At 60.7% G+C, this 19,234-nt stretch carries 19 protein-coding genes; 13 read left to right on the top strand and 6 right to left on the bottom strand.

Features of this window, described 5'->3' with window-relative positions; genetic code table 11:
* Positions 1–56: 56 nt before the first annotated feature.
* The 4 genes from scpB to ACLBW8_RS21735 all read right to left on the bottom strand — a co-directional run bounded on the left by scpB (position 57) and on the right by ACLBW8_RS21735 (position 3,411).
* Positions 57–1,073, bottom strand: a complete 1,017-nt coding sequence (gene scpB / locus ACLBW8_RS21750) for an SMC-Scp complex subunit ScpB (protein ID WP_447806266.1) — start codon at positions 1,071–1,073, stop codon at positions 57–59.
* A gap of 12 nt (positions 1,074–1,085) precedes the next feature.
* Positions 1,086–1,784, bottom strand: a complete 699-nt coding sequence (locus ACLBW8_RS21745) for a segregation and condensation protein A (RefSeq protein ID WP_169875663.1) — start codon at positions 1,782–1,784, stop codon at positions 1,086–1,088.
* Positions 1,785–1,904: 120 nt separating this feature from the next.
* The gene (locus tag ACLBW8_RS21740; RefSeq protein WP_064453893.1) at positions 1,905–2,534 is read right to left on the bottom strand and encodes an L-threonylcarbamoyladenylate synthase; all 630 of its coding nucleotides are present in this window, start codon (positions 2,532–2,534) and stop codon (positions 1,905–1,907) included.
* Positions 2,535–2,547: 13 nt separating this feature from the next.
* On the bottom strand, positions 2,548–3,411 hold the full coding sequence (locus tag ACLBW8_RS21735) for a PHP domain-containing protein (protein ID WP_064453894.1): 864 nt from the start codon (positions 3,409–3,411) through the stop codon (positions 2,548–2,550).
* Positions 3,412–3,498: 87 nt separating this feature from the next.
* Between ACLBW8_RS21735 and ACLBW8_RS21730 the strand changes: the two genes are divergently transcribed.
* From ACLBW8_RS21730 to ACLBW8_RS21700, 7 genes are all read left to right on the top strand, one after another.
* On the top strand, positions 3,499–4,095 hold the full coding sequence (locus ACLBW8_RS21730) for a septation protein A (RefSeq protein ID WP_128589827.1): 597 nt from the start codon (positions 3,499–3,501) through the stop codon (positions 4,093–4,095).
* A gap of 1 nt (position 4,096) precedes the next feature.
* Positions 4,097–4,396 (top strand): YciI family protein, encoded by a 300-nt coding sequence (locus ACLBW8_RS21725; RefSeq protein ID WP_015885584.1) that lies wholly within the window; start codon positions 4,097–4,099, stop codon positions 4,394–4,396.
* A gap of 120 nt (positions 4,397–4,516) precedes the next feature.
* On the top strand, positions 4,517–4,924 hold the full coding sequence (locus tag ACLBW8_RS21720) for a hypothetical protein (RefSeq protein ID WP_064453896.1): 408 nt from the start codon (positions 4,517–4,519) through the stop codon (positions 4,922–4,924).
* Positions 4,925–4,931: 7 nt separating this feature from the next.
* Positions 4,932–5,609 carry a response regulator transcription factor gene (locus ACLBW8_RS21715; protein WP_447806265.1) on the top strand — a complete coding sequence of 226 codons (678 nt, stop codon included), beginning with the start codon at positions 4,932–4,934 and terminating at the stop codon, positions 5,607–5,609.
* Between the two features lie 145 nt (positions 5,610–5,754).
* Positions 5,755–6,219, top strand: coding sequence for an LTXXQ domain-containing protein (locus ACLBW8_RS21710; protein WP_017139156.1), 465 nt, complete (start codon positions 5,755–5,757; stop codon positions 6,217–6,219).
* 67 nt (positions 6,220–6,286) lie between these two features.
* Positions 6,287–7,630 (top strand): sensor histidine kinase, encoded by a 1,344-nt coding sequence (locus tag ACLBW8_RS21705; RefSeq protein ID WP_447806264.1) that lies wholly within the window; start codon positions 6,287–6,289, stop codon positions 7,628–7,630.
* A 40-nt stretch (positions 7,631–7,670) separates the two neighbouring features.
* Positions 7,671–9,020 carry a CoA transferase gene (locus ACLBW8_RS21700; protein ID WP_447806263.1) on the top strand — a complete coding sequence of 450 codons (1,350 nt, stop codon included), beginning with the start codon at positions 7,671–7,673 and terminating at the stop codon, positions 9,018–9,020.
* 115 nt (positions 9,021–9,135) lie between these two features.
* Here ACLBW8_RS21700 and ACLBW8_RS21695 read toward each other — a convergent pair whose 3' ends face one another.
* Positions 9,136–9,999: a DNA-3-methyladenine glycosylase family protein gene (locus tag ACLBW8_RS21695; RefSeq protein WP_447806262.1), complete on the bottom strand. Its 864-nt coding sequence runs from the start codon at positions 9,997–9,999 to the stop codon at positions 9,136–9,138.
* Positions 9,996–11,423, bottom strand: coding sequence for an arginine-ornithine antiporter (gene arcD / locus ACLBW8_RS21690; RefSeq protein ID WP_447806261.1), 1,428 nt, complete (start codon positions 11,421–11,423; stop codon positions 9,996–9,998). Before arcD (ACLBW8_RS21690) ends, ACLBW8_RS21695 begins: the two co-directional genes overlap by 4 nt.
* Positions 11,424–11,868: 445 nt before the next feature.
* On the opposite strand from arcD (ACLBW8_RS21690), the gene arcD (ACLBW8_RS21685) reads away from it, so the two are divergent.
* The 6 genes from arcD (ACLBW8_RS21685) (at position 11,869) to ACLBW8_RS21660 (ending at position 18,938) form a co-directional block, all read left to right on the top strand.
* Positions 11,869–13,296 carry an arginine-ornithine antiporter gene (gene arcD, locus ACLBW8_RS21685; protein ID WP_064453902.1) on the top strand — a complete coding sequence of 476 codons (1,428 nt, stop codon included), beginning with the start codon at positions 11,869–11,871 and terminating at the stop codon, positions 13,294–13,296.
* A gap of 23 nt (positions 13,297–13,319) precedes the next feature.
* Positions 13,320–14,576 carry an arginine deiminase gene (arcA, locus tag ACLBW8_RS21680; protein WP_064453903.1) on the top strand — a complete coding sequence of 419 codons (1,257 nt, stop codon included), beginning with the start codon at positions 13,320–13,322 and terminating at the stop codon, positions 14,574–14,576.
* Positions 14,577–14,755: 179 nt separating this feature from the next.
* On the top strand, positions 14,756–15,766 hold the full coding sequence (locus tag ACLBW8_RS21675) for an ornithine carbamoyltransferase (protein ID WP_447806260.1): 1,011 nt from the start codon (positions 14,756–14,758) through the stop codon (positions 15,764–15,766).
* Between the two features lie 169 nt (positions 15,767–15,935).
* On the top strand, positions 15,936–16,865 hold the full coding sequence (gene arcC / locus ACLBW8_RS21670) for a carbamate kinase (protein WP_064453905.1): 930 nt from the start codon (positions 15,936–15,938) through the stop codon (positions 16,863–16,865).
* 18 nt (positions 16,866–16,883) lie between these two features.
* Complete coding sequence (locus ACLBW8_RS21665) at positions 16,884–17,246, top strand: DUF5064 family protein (RefSeq protein WP_064453906.1); 363 nt, start codon at positions 16,884–16,886, stop codon at positions 17,244–17,246.
* A gap of 183 nt (positions 17,247–17,429) precedes the next feature.
* Positions 17,430–18,938: a sigma-54-dependent transcriptional regulator gene (locus ACLBW8_RS21660; protein WP_432750992.1), complete on the top strand. Its 1,509-nt coding sequence runs from the start codon at positions 17,430–17,432 to the stop codon at positions 18,936–18,938.
* Positions 18,939–19,234: the final 296 nt, after the last annotated feature.

Genomic DNA, 19,234 nt, shown 5'->3' with positions numbered 1-19,234 from the left:
CAAAGACCGAGTCGCCTGTATCGCAGGCACGCCAGCTCCCACATTTTGAAGCGGCGTCAGTCTTCGAACTGACGCCGCTCGGCCTCGATGGCCTCAGCCAGCGCCCGGGCTTCGTCTTCCTCGTCGCTCAACGGCGGTTGTTCGAGGGCGGCGACGGCAGCCAGGAGTTTCTCACGGGCCTCGGCGACACCGAGGATATCTTCCTCGGGCTCAGGCTCAGGCTCAACTTCAATGTCGACCTCAGGCCTGGGCTCAGACTCAACTTCAATGTCGACCTCAGGCCTGGGCTCAGACTCAACTTCAATGTCGACCTCAGGCACCGTTTCAACGTTCACCTGGGTTTCAGGCTCGGCAGCCCCATCCCGCAACAAGTCGTCGAAGTCGGTCTTGATTCCCTGCTCCATGTCGTCCAATTCCAGCAACAAGGTGTGGAAACTGGTTTCGTCCTTCGGCTCTTCCGGCTCGGCCGTGGCGTCGGCCAGCTCTTGCAGGCTGGCGGGGACCGGCGCGTCGTCGAAGTCCAGCACCGGGTCCGGCTCCATCTCGCGCAGCTCGGCCAGCGGCGGCAGGTCGTCGAGGTTTTTCAGGTTGAAATGGTCGAGGAACACTTTGGTGGTGGCGAACATCGCCGGTTTGCCGGGCACATCGCGGTAACCGACGATACGAATCCACTCGCGCTCCAGCAACGTCTTGACGATATGGCTGTTGACCGCCACGCCGCGCACATCTTCGATTTCGCCGCGCGTGATCGGCTGGCGATAGGCGATCAGCGCCATGGTCTCGAGCATCGCCCGCGAATAACGCTGCGGGCGCTCTTCCCACAAGCGGCCGACCCACGGGGAAAACTTCTCACGGATCTGCAGGCGATAACCCGACGCTACTTCGCGCAGCTCAAAGGCGCGGCCGTCGCAGGACTTGCGCAAAATCTCCAGCGCCTTCTTGAACACCGGCGGCTCAGGACGTTCAGCCTCTTCAAAGAGTTCGAACAAGCGCTCCAGGGATTGCGGTTTACCCGAGGCCAGGAGAAAGGCTTCCAGCAACGGGGCCAGTTCGCGGGGTTCAGTCAAATTCATCGATTCAGCTCTTTATTCGGCTCGCGCCCGCACGTGGATAGCCGCAAAAGGCTCATTCTGGACCAGCTCGACCAAGGACTCCTTGACCAGTTCAAGGATCGCCATAAAGGTCACCACCACCCCCAGGCGCCCTTCTTCTTTGGTAAACAGCTCAACAAACGGCACAAAGCCGCCGCCCTTGAGGCGTTCGAGCACATCACTCATACGCTCACGGGTCGACAAGGCCTCGCGGCTGACCTGGTGGCTTTCAAACATGTCGCCACGGCGCAGCACCTCGGCCATGGACATCAACAACTCCTCCAGGCTGACGTCCGGCAACAACTTGCGCGCCCGGGCTTCCGGGGCGTCGAGCTTGGGCACCACCACATCACGGCCAACGCGGCTCAAGCCGTCGATGCCTTCGGCGGCCGCCTTGAAGCGTTCGTACTCCTGCAGGCGACGGATCAGTTCGGCGCGCGGGTCGTCTTCTTCCGCTTCGATGGTTTCCGAGCGCGGCAACAGCATGCGCGACTTGATCTCGGCCAGCATGGCGGCCATCACCAGGTATTCAGCGGCCAGCTCCAGGCGCACCGACTGCATCAGCTCGACATAGCCCATGTATTGGCGAGTGATTTCCGCCACCGGGATGTCGAGGATGTTGATGTTCTGCTTGCGGATCAGGTACAGCAGCAAGTCCAGCGGGCCTTCGAAGGCTTCAAGGAAGACCTCCAGTGCGTCGGGCGGGATATACAAGTCCAGCGGCATTTCCATGACCGCCTGGCCGTAGACCATGGCAAATGGCAGTTCCTGCTGGGCACCGGCCTGGCTGTCGACGGTTTCCACGACCGACATTCAGGCCTCGACCATGAATGGCGTTGGGTCGCCACAGCCCACTCGTACCACTTCCGGTTCACCGTCAGCGAGGTTGATCACGGTGGAGGCCTTGTTGCCGCCGTAGCCGCCGTCGATGATCAGGTCGACGTGTTTTTCCAGCAGGCGGCGCATTTCGTGCGGGTCGTACAGCGGCTCGGTTTCACCGGGCAAGATCAACGACACACTCATCAACGGCTCGCCCAGTTCAGCGAGCAATGCCAGGGCAATCGGGTGTTCCGGCACCCGCAAGCCGATGGTGCGCTTCTTCGGGTGCAGCAACAGGCGCGGCACTTCGCGGGTGGCATTCAGAATGAACGTGTAGGGCCCCGGCGTGTGGGCCTTGAGCAGGCGGAACGTGCCGGTGTCGACCTTGGCGAACAGGCCCAACTGGGACAGGTCGCTGCAGATCAACGCGAAGTTGTGGTTCTTGTCGAGGTCACGCAGGCGTCTTACACGCTCTACCGCGCTCTTGTCGCCGATCTGGCAGCCAATGGCGTAGGACGAATCCGTTGGGTAGATCACCACGCCACCGGCGCGAATGATCTCCACGGCCTGTTTGATCAGGCGCGCTTGAGGGTTTTCCGGATGAATCTGGAAGAATTGACTCACGTGTTCTACCTGTTCAGACGGTGGCAATAATGGGGTCATGCTTGAATCGCCCCCACAAAAGCGGCAGGTCGTCCGGGACCTGGCGATACTCGCCAATCTCGGACCAGCCGCCTGGGCCATGAAAATCACTGCCGGCGCTGACCAGCAGACCAAATTCGCGCGCAAGAATCGCCAGGCTACCCACCTGTTCGGCGGGTTGATGCCCGTTGACCACTTCAATTGCGTGGCCGCCCGCTCCAATATAGTCGGCAATCAGCTTGCGGCGCTTGCTGCGGGTGAAATCGTAATGCCAGGGATGCGCCAGGCTGACCCAGGCCCCGGAGGCTCGCAGGGTCCCGACGGTATCTTCCAGGGTCGGCCAGTGTTGCTTGACGTCGCCCAACTTGCCGGCCCCCAGCCATTTACGAAAGGCTTCGGCGCGATCTTTGACAAAACCTTCACGCACCATCCAATCGGCAAAGTGCGGACGGGCCGGTGCGTTGCCGCTGTCACCCAGTTCTTGCTGGATGGCGCGGGCGCCGTCCAGCGCATTGGGCATGCCTTTGAGGCTGAGCTTGCGGCTTATTTCTTCGGACCGCAGCCAGCGGCCATCGTGCAATTGAGCAATGGCTGCCACTAAAGCCGGGGCGTTTTGATCGAAGCCGTAGCCGAGCACATGAATGGTGGCGCCGCCCCAGGTGCAGGACAATTCCACGCCGTTAACCAATTGCATACCCAGGCCATGGGCCGCTTCGCGGGCTTCATCGAGCCCTTCGAGGGTGTCGTGGTCGGTCAACGAAAGGACTCGCACGCCTTTTTCAAACGCACGCGCAACCAGTACCGCGGGCGCCAGGGCGCCGTCGGAGGCCGTGCTGTGGCAGTGCAAATCAACATTCACGGAAGTGTGTAACCTCAAGTCAGCTGGCGCTTTCGCTACCAAGGATGTTTGTTATTATGCCGCCACATCCAGCTTCTGGCTCTTACTGTGAAACAATTCATCGACTTCATCCCGCTGTTGCTGTTTTTCATCGTTTACAAACTCGACCCCAGGGTCATCGATCTCGCCGGCCATGAGCTGACAATCGGGGGCATCTACAGTGCCACCGCCGTGCTGATCATCAGCTCGGTAGTGGTCTACGGCGCCATCTTCATCTCCCAGCGCAAACTCGAGAAAAGCCAATGGCTGACCCTGGTCGCCTGCCTGGTCTTCGGCAGCCTGACCCTGGCCTTCCACAGCGAAACCTTCCTTAAATGGAAAGCCCCGGTGGTGAACTGGCTGTTCGCCCTGGCGTTTATCGGCAGCCATTTCATCGGTGACCGCCTGTTGATCAAGCGGATCATGGGCCATGCCCTGACCCTGCCGGAACCGGTATGGACGCGTTTGAACGTGGCCTGGATCGTGTTTTTCCTGTTCTGCGGCGCCGCCAACCTGTTCGTGGCCTTTACCTTCCAGGACTACTGGGTCGACTTCAAGGTGTTCGGCAGCCTGGGCATGACCGTCTTGTTCCTGGTCGGCCAGGGTATCTACCTGTCGCGCCACCTGCATGACACTGACCCTACTACGCCAAAAACCGAGGACTGACATGCTCTACGCCATCATTGCTACCGACGTTGCCAACTCGCTGGAAAAACGCCTGTCTGTACGCCCGGCTCACGTCGAGCGTCTGAAACAGCTGCAAGCCGAAGGCCGCATCGTATTGGCTGGCCCACATCCGGCAGTGGACAGCAATGACCCGGGCGACGCCGGTTTCACCGGCAGCCTGATCGTCGCCGAATTTGCCTCCCTCGCCGACGCCCAGGCCTGGGCCAAAGCCGACCCGTATGTGGCGGCGGGCGTCTACGCTGACGTGGTGATAAAGCCGTTCAAGCAAGTCCTGCCTTGACCTACCGTTCGTGAGCTGGAGCGCGCCGAACCAATTGCGTTCGGCGCGCTCCTAATTGCTCATTATTCTCGGTAACCTGCCGACAACGTTCTGAATATTCGTGTGGAATCAGGAGTTCCGATGCGCTTACGTCAGTTGTGTTTGTTGGCAGTGTTAATGATCGGGGCTACCGCCCACGCTGAAGAAACCTCGAACACCGGCAGCTCCACGCCCCTGTCCTTGAGTGCCGGCAGCCAGATCACCGAGTTGCAGCAACGCTTGAAAGAAAGCGAACGGCTGCGTGAAGAACTGAGCAAACAACTGCAAAGCGCAGATACTGCGCGTGAAAGCGCCCAACTGAGTCGCTTGCGTCAGGAGAACCAACGCCTGGCCCAGCAACTCAAAGAAACACAGGGCGGCACCTTGACCCGATGGCTGACCGAGCAACAGCAGTGGTTTGTCACCGGCGGTGCCGTCGCACTGATCGCGTTGCTGTGCGGGATCTTCGCCAGCGGTGGGCACCGTCGCCGTCGACAATGGCTAAATTGAGTGAGTCATGAGCGAGCTGTTACTGATAGATGATGACCAGGAGCTCTGCGAGCTGCTGACCAGTTGGCTAAGCCAGGAAGGTTTCCAGGTGCGCGCCTGCCACGACGGCTTGAGTGCCCGCAAAGCCTTGGCCGACAGCGCCCCCGCGGCGGTGGTACTCGATGTGATGCTGCCCGATGGCAGTGGCCTGGAGTTGCTCAAACAATTGCGCAACGACCACCCGGAATTGCCGGTGTTGATGCTCTCGGCCCGAGGCGAGCCACTGGACCGGATTCTCGGCCTGGAACTGGGCGCGGACGATTACCTGGCCAAACCCTGCGACCCACGCGAGCTCACCGCCCGCCTGCGCGCCGTGCTGCGCCGCAGCCACCCGGCTGCCGTGTCGAGCCAGCTGGAACTGGGTGATCTGTGCTTCAGCCCGGTGCGTGGCGTGGTCACCATCGATGAGCAGGAATTTGCCCTTACCGTCTCCGAAAGCCGCCTGCTGGAAGCCTTGCTGCGCCAGCCCGGCGAACCGCTGGACAAGCAGGAACTGGCGCAAATTGCCCTCGGCCGCAAGCTGACCCTTTACGATCGCAGCCTGGACATGCACGTCAGCAACCTGCGCAAGAAAATCGGCCCGCACCCGGATGGCCGGCCACGGATCGTGGCACTGCGTAGCCGTGGCTATTACTACAGCCTCTGAAATCGGGAGCCTGTGGCTCCCGGTTTTGTCAGTTCACCCCAAACCCCTCTTTACCCAAGCTTTACCGTCCCCTGACCGCCGCTGACCTTGATCTCCGTAATCTACTCACATCCGGACTCACCGGAATAGAGACAGGAGAATCACCATGCGCAAGACCCTTATCGCTCTGATGTTCGCCGCTGCCCTGCCGACCGTTGCCATGGCCGCAATGCCAGAAGGCCCAGGCCCGATGGGCGGCCCAGAAGGCCACATGATGGGTGGCCCGGGCCACGGCGGTGAACACGGTCCGCGTGGCAAAGGCGGCCCCTTCAGCCAGTTGGACCTGACCAAGGAACAGCGCCAGCAAATCGGCAAATTGATGGGTGACCAATGGCACGCCCGCAAAGACCTGGTCAAAAAGTACCTGGACAAACTGCCGGCCGCTGACCAGAAAGCCATGCAGGATGAAATCGCCGCCGGCAAACAGAAAACCCAGGCTGACATCCGTGCCGTGCTGAAACCCGATCAACAGAAGAAATTCGACGAGATCGTCAAGAAACAGGCCGAGCGCCGCGCCGAGTGGAAGGAATTCCAGGCCTGGAAAGCGCAACAGCCGCAAAAAGCGCAATAATGCTCTAGCGTTACCTACCCAGCCCAGTGGCCCTCGCCGCTGGGCTTTTCCTGTTTGAGGGTTTCCTGTGCGTTCATTGTTCTGGCGCATCCTGGCCAGTTTCTGGCTGGCCATCGCCTTGGTTGCCGGGTTGTCGATCCTGCTTGGGCATATGCTCAACCAGGACGCCTGGATTCTCAGCCGCCACCCCGGCCTCAACAACCTGGCGCAAGAGTGGACCCAACTCTACGAAGCGCAAGGCGAAGACGCCGCCCAGGACTTACTGCAACAGCGCAAGCGCCAGTATCACATCGACGTGCAAGTGCTGAATGAAAGCGGCGAGCCGGTAGTGCGTGGCACCTTCCCGAAGCGCGCCGCCGCCTTCGAAGCTCGGCAGAATGACAGCAAGGACGGCCACCTGCCCTGGCGCCGGCTGACCGCCGAGTACACCAGTGAAAAAACCGGCGACACCTACCTGCTGATCTATCGCATTCCGCACCCGGAACTCGACGAATGGCACCGCAGCAGCCTGACCTGGCCCTTGAGCGCGCTGGCGATTGCGCTGGTGGTGCTGACACTGTTCAGTTTGCTGGTGACGCTGTCCATTACCCGCCCGCTCAGCCGACTGCGCGGCGCGGTGCATGACCTTGGCCAAGCCACCTACCAGCAGAACAGCCTGGCGCAGCTGGCTAACCGGCGCGATGAGTTCGGCGTGCTGGCCACTGACTTCAACCGCATGGGCGCGCGCCTGCAAAGCCTGATCGGCAGCCAGCGCCAGTTGCTGCGGGACGTGTCCCACGAACTGCGCTCGCCCCTGGCCCGCTTGCGCATCGCCCTGGCCCTGGCCGAACGCGCCAGCCCCGAAGAACGGGAAAGACTCTGGCCGCGCCTGACCCGCGAATGCGACCGCCTGGAAGCGCTGATCAGCGAAATTCTGGTATTGGCCCGCGTCGATGCCGACAACGCCAGTGCGGAAGAGGTGGACCTCAACCCGCTGCTCAAAACCCTGCAAAAAGACGCCCAACTCGGTGCCCCGGACCAAGTGGTGCAGCTGTCGGCTGACAACGAGCTGCACCTTAAGGGCTGGCCGACCATGATCGAACGCGCAGTGGATAACTTGCTGCGCAACGCCCAACGTTTCAACCCGCCAGGCCAGCCGATTGAGTTGAAGGCCCAACGCCAGGGCGAGCGCATTCTGATCAGCGTGCGCGACCATGGCCAAGGTGTTGACGCCGAACACCTGAGCCAACTCGGCGAACCGTTCTACCGCGCGCCCGGCCAGACGGCCCAAGGCCACGGCCTGGGCCTGGCGATTGCGCGGCGCGCAGCAGAGCGCCATGGTGGCAGCCTGATCCTGGCCAATCACCCCGACGGCGGTTTTATCGCCAGCATCGACCTGCCACTGGTGCCCGGAGTTGTCACACCCGTGTGAGGATCTTCTATAGTGGCCCTTCTCTTACGGAGGGCCTTTGATGACTGACCTGCTGACTCCCATCCAAGCCGCACTCGATTTACCGCAAGTCGCGCTGACCTTTACCGAAGCCGGCGCCCTGCCCTCGACTTTCGCCGTGACCGAACTGGCGGCCGCCAGTCTCGGTGCCGCCGGCCAAGCCGTCGCCCAACTTATTCAGCAGCAGACCGGGCGCTTGCCCAGCGTCAGCGTGGACCGGCGCCTAGCCTCCTTCTGGTTCTCGTCCTCGATTCGCCCGGTGGGTTGGCAAGTACCGCCGCTGTGGGACCCGGTCGCCGGCGACTATGCCTGCGCCGATGGCTGGATTCGTTTACACACCAATGCGCCCCATCACCGCGCGGCCGCCGAGCGCGTACTCGGCAAGGTCAATGACCGTGCCGAGATGGCCAGCCACGTCGCGACGTGGAACGCAGCAGAACTGGAACAGGCGATTGTCGATGAAGGCGGCTGCGCAGCGCAGATGCGTTCGTGGCAAGCCTGGCAAACCCATCCGCAGGGGTTGGCGGTCAATGCGCAGGACCTGGTGCAGCGCAGGACCTTCGATGCCACGGCCGACAAACCCTGGCTCGGTTCCGTGGCGCGGCCGTTGGCCGGCATCAAGGTGCTGGACCTGACCCGCGTACTGGCCGGCCCCGTGGCCAGTCGTTTCCTCGCCGGCCTTGGCGCCGATGTCCTGCGCATCGACTCACCCAGCTGGAACGAGCCGGGCGTGGTGCCGGAAATGACCTTGGGCAAACGCTGCGCTCGCCTGGACCTGAAAAGCCCCCAGGACCGGCAGATTTTCGAAAGCCTGCTCAAAGAGGCCGACATCCTGTTCCACGGCTACCGCGCCGATGCCCTCGAGCAACTCGGCTACTGCGCCGATGACCTGCAAACCCTCGCCCCCGGCTTGATCGACGTAAGCCTCAATGCCTACGGCTGGAGCGGCCCGTGGCGTAATCGTCGCGGCTTCGACAGCCTGGTGCAGATGAGCAGCGGGATTGCTGACGCAGGCATGGCCTGGAAACAGTCGGATAAACCGGTACCGCTGCCGTTGCAGGCGCTGGATCACGCCACCGGGTATTTGATGGCGGCCAGTGCGATTCAGGCGCTAAGCGAGCGCTTGAAAACCGGGCGTGGCGGTTCGGCGCGGTTGTCGTTGGCACGCACCGCGAAGCTGTTGGTGGAGGCCGGGCAAGTGCCGGAGCAACCGGCGTTACGGGCTGAAGACGCGGGCGATCAGGGTGTGTTGGTGGAGCAAACGGCCTGGGGCCAGGCCCATCGTTTGCTCGCGCCGGTGACCATCAGTGGCACGCCTTTGCAGTGGGATTTGCCAGCGGGGGAATTGGGGTCGCACCGGCCGCAGTGGTGATTTGAAAACCGCTTTCGCGAGCAAGCCCGCTCCCACACTTTACCGAGTACATCCTTTGGAATACGGTCAAAATGTGGGAGCGGGCTTGCTCGCGAAGAGGCCCTGGCAGACGCTATCAATCCGCCCGACTCAACGACGTCCACAAATGCTGCGCGGCATACGCCCGCAAAGGCCGCCACGCCTCAGCCCGCGCCAACAACGCGCGCGCGGTTACCGGCCCACCTTCCAACGCCGCCAGCGCATTGATCAATCCGATATCCCCCGAGGCAAACGCATCCGGCTCGCGCAACTGGCGCATGGCGATGTACTGCGCAGTCCAGTCGCCGATTCCCGGCAACGCCACCAGCCGCGCCACGCCCTCCTTGAGGCTGGCTTTGGGCTCAAATAACTGCGGGTCATCCAATAAAGCCTGGACGACACCCGATAAGGTGCGACCCCGAGCCTTGGGCATGCCCAACGTCGCCAGGTCCGCCGCTGCCAAGACGTCGGGCGTCGGGAAAACATGGGTGATACCGGCGTGTGGCGTGTGCAACGGCTGGCCATACTGCGCCACCAATTTACCCGCCAGGCGAATGGCCGCCACCACCGTGATCTGTTGCCCCAGCACGGCACGAATCGCCAGTTCCAGACCGTCCCACGCACCCGGCACGCGCAGGCCAGGACGGCCAGCAACAAGCTGCGCCATTAACGGGTCGGCGGCCAGTTGCGCATTGATCAACTGCGGCTGGGCATCCACATCGAACATCGCCCTCACGCGCCGCTCGATCTCGGGAAGCGCGGCGGTGTCAGGAAACTCGACGCCGACCTCCAGCCAATCCCCGGCCCCCGGCGCAACACTGATCCAGCCGTGGGAACCTGCGACGCTGATGCTGCGCCGATACACACCGGCCTCGACAATCTCCAACCCGCTGATTGCCCGCAAGGATAAAAAGTCCACCATCGCCGCCCAGTCATAGGGTGGCTGATAAGCCAGTCTCACAACGACAATACCCCGCTGTACAGCCCATACGCCGCCAGCCCCGCGCCCGCGACCACGCAACTGAAAATGCATTTTTCCATGTGGGTAAACAAGGGCTGGCCCTGCTCGCGCTTGGCCAGGGCAAATAGAATCACACCGGGCGCATACAGCAGTGCCGAGAGCAGCAGGTACTTCAAGCCGCCTGCGTACAGCAGCCATACCGCGTAGCCGAGGGCAATCAGGCTGACCAGCAAATCCTTGCAGCGTTGGCGCGGGGCGCCGTCATAGGTTTCGCCACGCCCGCTCAACAGCACTGCATAGGCTGCCGACCACAGGTAGGGCACCAGAATCATTGACGAGGCCAGGTAGATGAGGTTGGTGTAAGTGCTGTGGGAAAACAGCGTGATGACCAGGAAAACCTGGATCATTACGTTCGTCAGCCACAACGCGTTGGCCGGCACCTGGTTGGCGTTTTCCTTTTTCAGGAAGGCCGGCATGGTCTTGTCATGGGCCGTGGCGTAAAGAATTTCTGCGCACAGCAGCGCCCAGGACAGCAAAGCCCCCAGCAACGACAACGCCAGGCCGATGCTGATCGCCACCGCGCCCCAAGGTCCGACAATATGTTCCAGCACACCTGCCAAGGATGGGTTCTGCAATTGCGCCAGTTCCGGCTGGCTCATGATCCCCAGCGACAACACATTCACCAGTACCAGCAGCGCCAGCACCCCAAGAAACCCGATCAGCGTGGCCCGGCCTACATCCGAGCGTTTCTCGGCCCGCGCCGAATACACACTGGCGCCCTCAATGCCGATGAAGACGAACACGGTGACCAGCATCATGTTGCGCACCTGATCAACCACGCTGCCGAATTGCGGATTGCCCAAGCCCCAGATATCGCGGGTGAAGATATCGGCCTTGAACGCGACGGCGCTGATGACCACAAACATCACCAGCGGCACGATTTTCGCCACGGTGGTGATCTGGTTGATGAACGCCGCCTCCTTGATGCCGCGCAGCACCAGAAAATGCACGGCCCACAACAACAGCGACGCGCAGCCAATAGCGACCGGCGTATTGCCCTGGCCGAACACCGGGAAGAAGTAACCCAGGGTGCTGAACAGCAACACGAAATAACCGACGTTGCCCATCCAGGCACTGATCCAGTACCCCCAGGCGGACGAGAAACCCATGTAATCGCCAAAACCGGCTTTGGCGTAGGCATACACCCCGGCATCCAGTTCAGGTTTGCGATTTGCCAGCGTCTGGAACACGAAGGCCAGGGTCAACATGCCGACGGCAGTGATCGCCCAGCCGATCAACACGGCGCCCACTCCGGCGCGCGCGGCCATGTTTTGTGGCAAGGAGAAAATCCCACCGCCGATCATTGAGCCCACCACCAGGGCGATCAGCGCGCTGAGACGGAGTTTCTCGACCGATTCAGACATAACAACTCCTATAGAAACAATAATTGAGCGGACAACCGTGTACTCAACTAATTCATTCAGCGAGTGCAACGTTTATTTAAGACGGTAATAAAACCCACAGGCTCATAACATAACGGCATGAAAGTTTGTAAAGTTTAGGTTTATTAACAATTTAAAGACGCAGGCCTTTGGCCGCTATCTAGCGAGCTTCTCGGCGCGTTGTTTAAAAGTTTGCATATTCTGCAAAACGGACTAGTTTCAAACGTCCATCACTCGGACTAAATCATTAGTCATCACGCAGAGACCGCTCTAGAAAGCGTCTTCCCGAGAAAAGTGCCCCTCAAGTGTTCCCCCCCTAAGTCATTAATTCACAATGAAATGTGCCAATGACGTGATCTAAGTCAGCTGTTTGATCAGCGCACAGAATTATTCTGTGGTCTCTCTTCTCCTGCATTGGAGTCATGCAATGTCTGAATCTCCCGGAAAACTTCGACTGGGCGCACTGGTTGCCTTGGTCGTGGGTTCAATGATTGGCGGCGGGATCTTCTCACTTCCGCAAAATATGGCGGCCAGTGCCGATGTCGGCGCGGTGCTGATCGGTTGGGTGATTACCGCCATCGGCATGCTGACCCTCGCTTTCGTGTTCCAGACCCTGGCCAATCGCAAGCCTGACCTCGACGGCGGGGTGTATGCCTATGCCAAGGCCGGCTTCGGCGACTACATGGGCTTCTCGTCCGCCTGGGGGTACTGGATCAGTGCCTGGCTGGGCAACGTCGGGTACTTCGTGTTGCTGTTCAGCACCCTCGGTTACTTCTTTCCGATCTTCGGCGAAGGCAACACGCCTGCGGCGGTGATTGGCGCCTCGGTGTTGCTGTGGGCCGTGCACTTTCTGGTGCTGCGCGGGATCAAGGAAGCCGCGTTCATCAACCTGGTGACCACCGTCGCCAAGGTGGTGCCGCTGGTGCTGTTCGTGTTGATCGCCGTGTTCGCGTTCAAACTGGACATTTTCACCGCCGATATCTGGGGCGTGAAAAACCCGGACCTGGGCAGTGTGATGAACCAGGTGCGCAACATGATGCTGGTTACCGTGTGGGTATTCATCGGCATCGAAGGTGCGAGCATCTTCTCGTCCCGTGCGGAAAAACGCTCCGACGTGGGCAAGGCTACCGTCATCGGTTTTATCACCGTGCTGCTGTTCCTGATGCTGGTGAACGTGCTGTCCCTGGGGATCATGACCCAACCGGAATTGGCCAAATTGCAGAACCCGTCGATGGCCGCCGTGCTGGAGCATGTAGTCGGTCACTGGGGCGCGGTGCTGATCAGCGTCGGCTTGATCATCTCCCTGCTGGGGGCGCTGCTGTCGTGGGTGTTGCTGTGCGCGGAAATCATGTTCGCCGCCGCCAAGGACCACACCATGCCGGAGTTCCTGCGTAAGGAAAATGCCAACCATGTGCCGGTCAACGCCCTGTGGCTGACCAACGCGATGGTGCAGGTGTTCCTGGTGATCACGCTGTTTTCCGCCAGCACTTACCTGTCGCTGATTTACCTCGCCACGTCGATGATCCTGGTGCCCTACCTGTGGTCGGCAGCCTACGCCTTGCTGCTGGCGGTGCGCGGTGAGACCTACGAAAACGCGCTGCGCGAACGCAAGAAAGACCTGTTCATCGGCGCCGTCGCCCTGATCTACGCGATCTGGCTGCTCTACGCCGGTGGCACCAAGTACCTGCTGCTGTCCGCCCTGCTCTACGCGCCTGGCGCGATCCTGTTCGCCAAGGCCAAGCATGAACTGGGCAAACCGATTTTCACCAACGTCGAGAAGCTGATATTCGCCGCGGTAGTCGTGGGCGCCCTGGTGGCGGCCTACGGGCTCTACGCCGGCTTCCTGACACTGTAATTGTTCTCACTGGAGGATCTGTAATGACCACGGAAAAAGTGAAGTACGGCGTACATTCCGAAGCCGGCAAACTGCGTAAAGTCATGGTGTGCTCCCCAGGTTTGGCCCACCAGCGGCTGACCCCCAACAACTGCGATGAACTGCTGTTCGATGACGTGCTGTGGGTCGCCCAGGCCAAGCGCGATCATTTCGACTTCGTCACCAAGATGCGCGAGCGGGACATTGATGTGCTGGAAATGCACAACCTGCTGACCGATATCGTCACCATCCCCGAAGCCCTGGACTGGATCCTGCAACGCAAGATCACCGCGAATACGGTTGGCCTGGGTCTGATCGATGAAGTCAGCTCCTGGCTGCGCAGCCTGGAGCCGCGCAAAATCAGCGAATTCCTGATTGGCGGCGTGTCGGCCGATGACCTGCCGAGCAGTTTCGGTGGCAAGACCATCGAGATGTTCCGCGACTTCCTCGGCCACGCAAGCTTCATTCTGCCGCCGCTGCCGAACACGCAGTTCACTCGCGACACTACCTGCTGGATCTACGGCGGCGTGACGCTGAACCCGATGTACTGGCCGGCGCGACGCCAGGAAACCCTGCTGGCCTCGGCCATCTACAAATTCCACCCCGAGTTCACTAACGCAGACTTCCAGATCTGGTACGGCGACCCCGACCAGGAACACGGTGCCGCCACGCTGGAAGGCGGCGACGTCATGCCAATTGGCAATGGTGTCGTGCTGATCGGCATGGGCGAACGTTCGTCCCACCAGGCGATTGGTCAACTGGCACGCAACCTGTTCAAAAACAAAGCCGTGGAACGCGTGATCGTTGCCGGCCTGCCGAAGTCCCGCGCCGCGATGCACCTGGACACCGTGTTCAGCTTCTGCGACCGCGACCTGGTCACTATCTTCCCCGAAGTGGTCAACCAGATCATTCCCTTCACCCTGCGCCCTGATGACAGCAAGCCACACGGCATCGATATCCAACGGGAAAAAACCAACTTCCTCGAAACCGTGGCCGCAGCGCTCAACCTCAAAGCGCTGCGTGTGGTCGAGACCGGCGGCAACAGCTTCGCCGCCGAGCGCGAGCAATGGGATGACGGCAACAACGTGGTGGCCCTGGAGCCTGGCGTGGTGATCGGTTACGACCGCAACACCTACACCAACACCCTGCTGCGCAAGGCCGGTGTGGAAGTCATCACCATCAGCGCCGGTGAACTCGGCCGCGGCCGTGGCGGCGGCCACTGCATGACCTGCCCGATCATCCGCGATCCAATCGACTACTAAACCTAACTTTTAACTTATTACGACCCGGCGCTGTGAAAGCGTAGCGAGCGTAGGAATGACAAGGCAAAAACAGGCGAGGAAGCGGAGTTTACTGGTTGTAAATGAGTATTCCGAGCCTGTTTTTAACGCAGGATTTCCAAGCGCAGTAGCTTTCACAGTGTCGGGGAAGGAGATCCATCATGGCTTTTAATATGCGCAACCGCAGCCTGCTCTCGCTGATGCACCACACCACTCGCGAGCTCAACTACCTGCTGGACCTGTCCCGCGACCTCAAACGCGCCAAATACACTGGCACCGAGCGTCCGCACCTGCAGGGCAAAAACATCGCGCTGATCTTCGAAAAAACCTCGACTCGCACCCGCTGCGCGTTCGAAGTGGCGGCCCATGACCAGGGCGCCCACGTCACCTATATCGACCCGGTGTCGTCGCAAATCGGCCACAAAGAAAGCATGAAAGACACTGCCCGCGTATTGGGCCGGATGTTCGACGCCATCGAGTACCGTGGCTTTGAGCAGGAAATCGTCGAAGAGTTGGCCAAGTTCGCCGGCGTGCCGGTGTTCAACGGCCTCACCGCCGAATTCCACCCGACGCAAATGATCGCCGACACCCTGACCATGCGCGAACACAGCGACAAGCCACTGCATGACATCAGCTACGCCTACCTGGGCGACGCGCGTTACAACATGGGCAATTCGCTGCTGATGATCGGCGCCAAGCTGGGCATGGACGTGCGCATCGGCGCGCCGAAAGCGTTGTGGCCGCATGAAGATTTCATCAAGCAGTGCCAGGCGTTTGCCGACGAAAGCGGCGCACGCATCACCATCACCGAAGACCCGAAAGAGGCGGTCAAAGGCGTCGACTTCATCCACACCGATATCTGGGTGTCGATGGGCGAGCCGGTGGAAGCGTGGGACGAGCGTATCGAGCAACTGCTGCCGTACCAGGTCAACGCCAAGATGATGAAGGCCTCGGGCAACCCTCGCGTGAAGTTCATGCACTGCCTGCCGGCGTTCCATAACAGCGAAACCAAAGTCGGCAAGGACATTGCTGCGCGCTACCCAAACCTGGCCAATGGTGTGGAAGTGACCGAGGACGTGTTCGAGTCGCCGGCCAACATCGCGTTTGAGCAAGCGGAAAACCGCATGCACACCATCAAGGCGATCCTGGTGTCGGCGCTCGCGGATATCTAACCCAACACCGCTCCCACAGTCGGAACACAGTCAATGTGGGAGCGGGCTTGCTCGCGAAAGCGCAGTGTCAGGCAGCACCTGTATCAACTGATCCACCGTCTTCGCGAGCAAGCCCGCTCCCACATTTTGTCCTGTGTTCACAACGATGATTTTCAGAAGGACATTTATTATGCGTATCGTCGTTGCACTGGGCGGTAACGCCCTGCTCCGCCGTGGTGAACCCATGACCGCGGACAACCAACGCGCCAATATCCGAATCGCCACTGAACAGATCGCCAAGATCCACCCCGGCAACGAGCTGGTGATCGCCCACGGCAATGGCCCGCAAGTCGGCCTGCTGTCGTTGCAGGCAGCGGCCTACACCCAGGTTTCGCCTTACCCGCTGGACGTGCTGGGCGCTGAAACCGAAGGCATGATCGGCTACATCATCGAACAGGAACTGGGCAACCTGCTGGACTTCGAAGTGCCGTTTGCGACCCTGCTCACCCAAGTGGAAGTGGACCCCAAAGACCCGGCCTTCAAGAACCCCACCAAGCCTATCGGCCCGGTGTACACCAAAGCCGAAGCCGAAAAGCTCGCTGCCGAAAAAGGCTGGGCCATCGCCCCCGATGGCGATAAATACCGCCGCGTGGTGGCGAGCCCGCGCCCGAAACGTATCTTCGAAATTCGCCCGATCAAGTGGTTGCTGGAAAAAAGCGCCATCGTGATCTGCGCCGGTGGCGGCGGGATTCCAACGATGTATGGCGAAGACGGCACACTGCGCGGCATTGAGGCGGTCATCGACAAAGACCTGTGTTCCTCGCTGTTAGCCGCGCAACTGGACGCCGATCTGCTGGTGATCGCCACCGACGTCAACGCGGCCTTTATCGACTTCGGCAAGCCAACCCAGAAGGCCATCGCCCAGGCTCACCCCGACGCAATGGAAAAACTCGGCTTCGCCGCCGGCTCCATGGGGCCGAAGGTGCAAGCGGCGTGTGAGTTCGCCCGCCAGACTGGCAAAACCGCCGTCATCGGTTCACTCTCGGACATCGAAGCCATCGTCCAGGGCAGCGCCGGCACACGCATCAGCACGGCCAAACCCGGGATCAGTTACCTGTGAAGTAGAGGAGAAATGCCTATGGCCACCTTTGAACCTGGTCACCTGCACATCGAACGCCACGCGCTCAACAAGGACGACTACAGCTACAACCTGTGTATCGACTACGAAGTCAGCCAGGATCCAGAGGAAGGCAAGGGAATGCTCTTCAAGATGCACGGCTCGGTGCAGGGCAAGGAGCTCAAGGAGGAGTTCTTCTTGCCCAAGGATCAATCCTTCGACTTCGCCAGGCACGCAATGAAAATCGCGCAGAACTATGGGATGCCGAAGGTTGCGACGCTCAATGGCACGATGCATAAACAGTACGATTTGATGTTTGAAGATGTGCGGCATCAGTTGGATGTGAAGGCGGGAGACCCCATCAAACCGGAACACCTGGGGTAACCTGCTTACACTGACACAACACCCTCAATGTGGGAGCGGGCTTGCTCGCGAATACGGTGTATCAGCCATCTATGTGCCGACTGACACACCGTATTCGCGAGCAAGCCCGCTCCCACATTTTGATCTCCATCAGCGCCAAGGCATACTGGCCACCCTCCGCACTCCAGAATCAAGATCCGCCCCATGCGTATCCACGTCAGCTTCATCGACCGCGTCGGCATTACCCAGGAAGTCCTGGCCTTGCTCGGTGGGCGCAATCTCAACCTGGATGCAGTGGAGATGGTGCCGCCCAACGTCTACATCGACGCGCCGACCCTCAGCGCAGAGGTGCTGGAGGAACTGCGCGACGCGTTGTTCAGCGTGCACGGCGTGCAAGCGGTCACCGTGGTGGATATCCTCCCCGGCCAACGCCGCCACCTGCAACTCGATGCCCTGCTGGCCGCCATGACCGACCCGGTGCTGGCCGTGGACAGCGCGGGCAAGATCCTGCTGGCCAACCCGGCGCTGATCGCCCTGTACGGCCGCGAGCCGGCCGGGGAAAGCATCAGCGAACTGTTCAACGACCCGGCGCTGTTGGACACCTTGCTGGAGCAAGGCTTTCGCCTGCCTCTGCGCGAGATCAGCGTCAATGGCCAGACCCTGCTGCTCGACGCCACGCCGATCACCGACGCCGGCGCCCTGCTCACCCTGTACCCACCCAACCGGATCGGCGAACAACTGTCGGCGCTGCACCACGACCACGCCGAAGGGTTTGACGCGCTGTTGGGCGAGTCGCCAGCAATTCGCACCCTGAAGGCGCGTGCGCAACGGGTGGCGGCGTTGGATGCCCCGCTGTTGATCCAGGGCGAAACCGGCACCGGCAAAGAGCTGGTGGCGCGTGCCTGTCATGCCATCAGCGCACGCCACAGTGCGCCGTTCCTGGCCCTGAACTGCGCGGCATTGCCGGAAAACCTCGCCGAAAGCGAGCTGTTCGGTTATGCCCCGGGCGCCTTTACCGGTGCGCAACGCGGTGGCAAACCTGGGCTGATGGAACTGGCCAACCAGGGCACCGTGTTCCTGGATGAAATCGGCGAAATGTCGCCGTACTTGCAGGCCAAGCTGTTGCGGTTTCTCAATGACGGCAGCTTCCGCCGCGTGGGCGGTGACCGCGAAGTGAAGGTCAATGTGCGCATTCTCAGCGCCACCCACCGCGACCTGGAAAAGATGGTCAGCGAGGGCACCTTTCGCGAAGACCTGTTCTACCGACTCAATGTGCTCAACGTCGAAGTCCCGCCGCTGCGTGAACGCGGCCAGGACATTCTGCTGCTCGCCCGCTACTTCATGCAGCAGGCCTGTGCACAAATCCAGCGCCCCGTGTGCCGCCTGGCACCGGGCACTTACCCGGCGCTGTTGGGCAACCGCTGGCCGGGCAATGTGCGCCAGTTGCAGAACGTGATCTTCCGCGCCGCCGCCATCTGCGAAAGCAGCCTGGTGGACATCGGCGACCTGGACATCGCCGGCACCTCGGTAGCCCGCCAAAACGACGGCGAGGTCGACAGCCTGGAACAGGCGGTGGAAGACTTCGAGCGTAGCCTGCTGGAAAAGCTCTACGCCAGCTACCCCTCGACCCGCCAACTGGCGAGCCGCTTGCAAACCTCTCATACTGCCATTGCCCATCGGCTGCGCAAATACGGCATCCCCAACAAGCCCTGAACGCACCCGATCTAAATGTGGGAGCTGGCTTGCTCGCGAATGCGCTGTGTCAGCTGACACATCGGGTGACTGAACCACCGCAATCGGGAGCAAGCCCCCTCCCACATTGGATTGCATTCAAAGTTTGGTCTGAGAACGACATCCGCTGTACTGAAAGCGCTACAGCGTAACGATATCGCTACAACCCTGTTTTTTGCGCGCCATGCAAGGCTTTGATCCACATAGGCTTTTTTTCGCTCGCCCAGCTGTAGCGAAATCGCTACAGCCAGAACGCATAACCTCATAACCAATTTCAT

Source organism: Pseudomonas sp. M5A4_2d, from assembly GCF_053345295.1.
The sequence above is the reverse complement of the archived record's forward strand: the minus strand, read 5'-3'. Positions and strand labels throughout refer to the sequence as shown.

Excerpts from the sequence above, each read along its gene's own strand:
- arcD (WP_064453902.1), top strand. The coding sequence starts at position 11,869 with ATGTCTGAATCTCCCGGAAAACTTCGACTGGGCGCACTGGTTGCCTTG.
- scpB (WP_447806266.1), bottom strand. The coding sequence starts at position 1,073 with ATGAATTTGACTGAACCCCGCGAACTGGCCCCGTTGCTGGAAGCCTTT.
- ACLBW8_RS21720 (WP_064453896.1), top strand. The coding sequence starts at position 4,517 with ATGCGCTTACGTCAGTTGTGTTTGTTGGCAGTGTTAATGATCGGGGCT.
- ACLBW8_RS21675 (WP_447806260.1), top strand. The coding sequence starts at position 14,756 with ATGGCTTTTAATATGCGCAACCGCAGCCTGCTCTCGCTGATGCACCAC.
- ACLBW8_RS21715 (WP_447806265.1), top strand. The coding sequence starts at position 4,932 with ATGAGCGAGCTGTTACTGATAGATGATGACCAGGAGCTCTGCGAGCTG.
- ACLBW8_RS21660 (WP_432750992.1), top strand. The coding sequence starts at position 17,430 with ATGCGTATCCACGTCAGCTTCATCGACCGCGTCGGCATTACCCAGGAA.
- arcC (WP_064453905.1), top strand. The coding sequence starts at position 15,936 with ATGCGTATCGTCGTTGCACTGGGCGGTAACGCCCTGCTCCGCCGTGGT.
- ACLBW8_RS21700 (WP_447806263.1), top strand. The coding sequence starts at position 7,671 with ATGACTGACCTGCTGACTCCCATCCAAGCCGCACTCGATTTACCGCAA.
- ACLBW8_RS21665 (WP_064453906.1), top strand. The coding sequence starts at position 16,884 with ATGGCCACCTTTGAACCTGGTCACCTGCACATCGAACGCCACGCGCTC.
- ACLBW8_RS21725 (WP_015885584.1), top strand. The coding sequence starts at position 4,097 with ATGCTCTACGCCATCATTGCTACCGACGTTGCCAACTCGCTGGAAAAA.
- arcA (WP_064453903.1), top strand. The coding sequence starts at position 13,320 with ATGACCACGGAAAAAGTGAAGTACGGCGTACATTCCGAAGCCGGCAAA.
- arcD (WP_447806261.1), bottom strand. The coding sequence starts at position 11,423 with ATGTCTGAATCGGTCGAGAAACTCCGTCTCAGCGCGCTGATCGCCCTG.
- ACLBW8_RS21710 (WP_017139156.1), top strand. The coding sequence starts at position 5,755 with ATGCGCAAGACCCTTATCGCTCTGATGTTCGCCGCTGCCCTGCCGACC.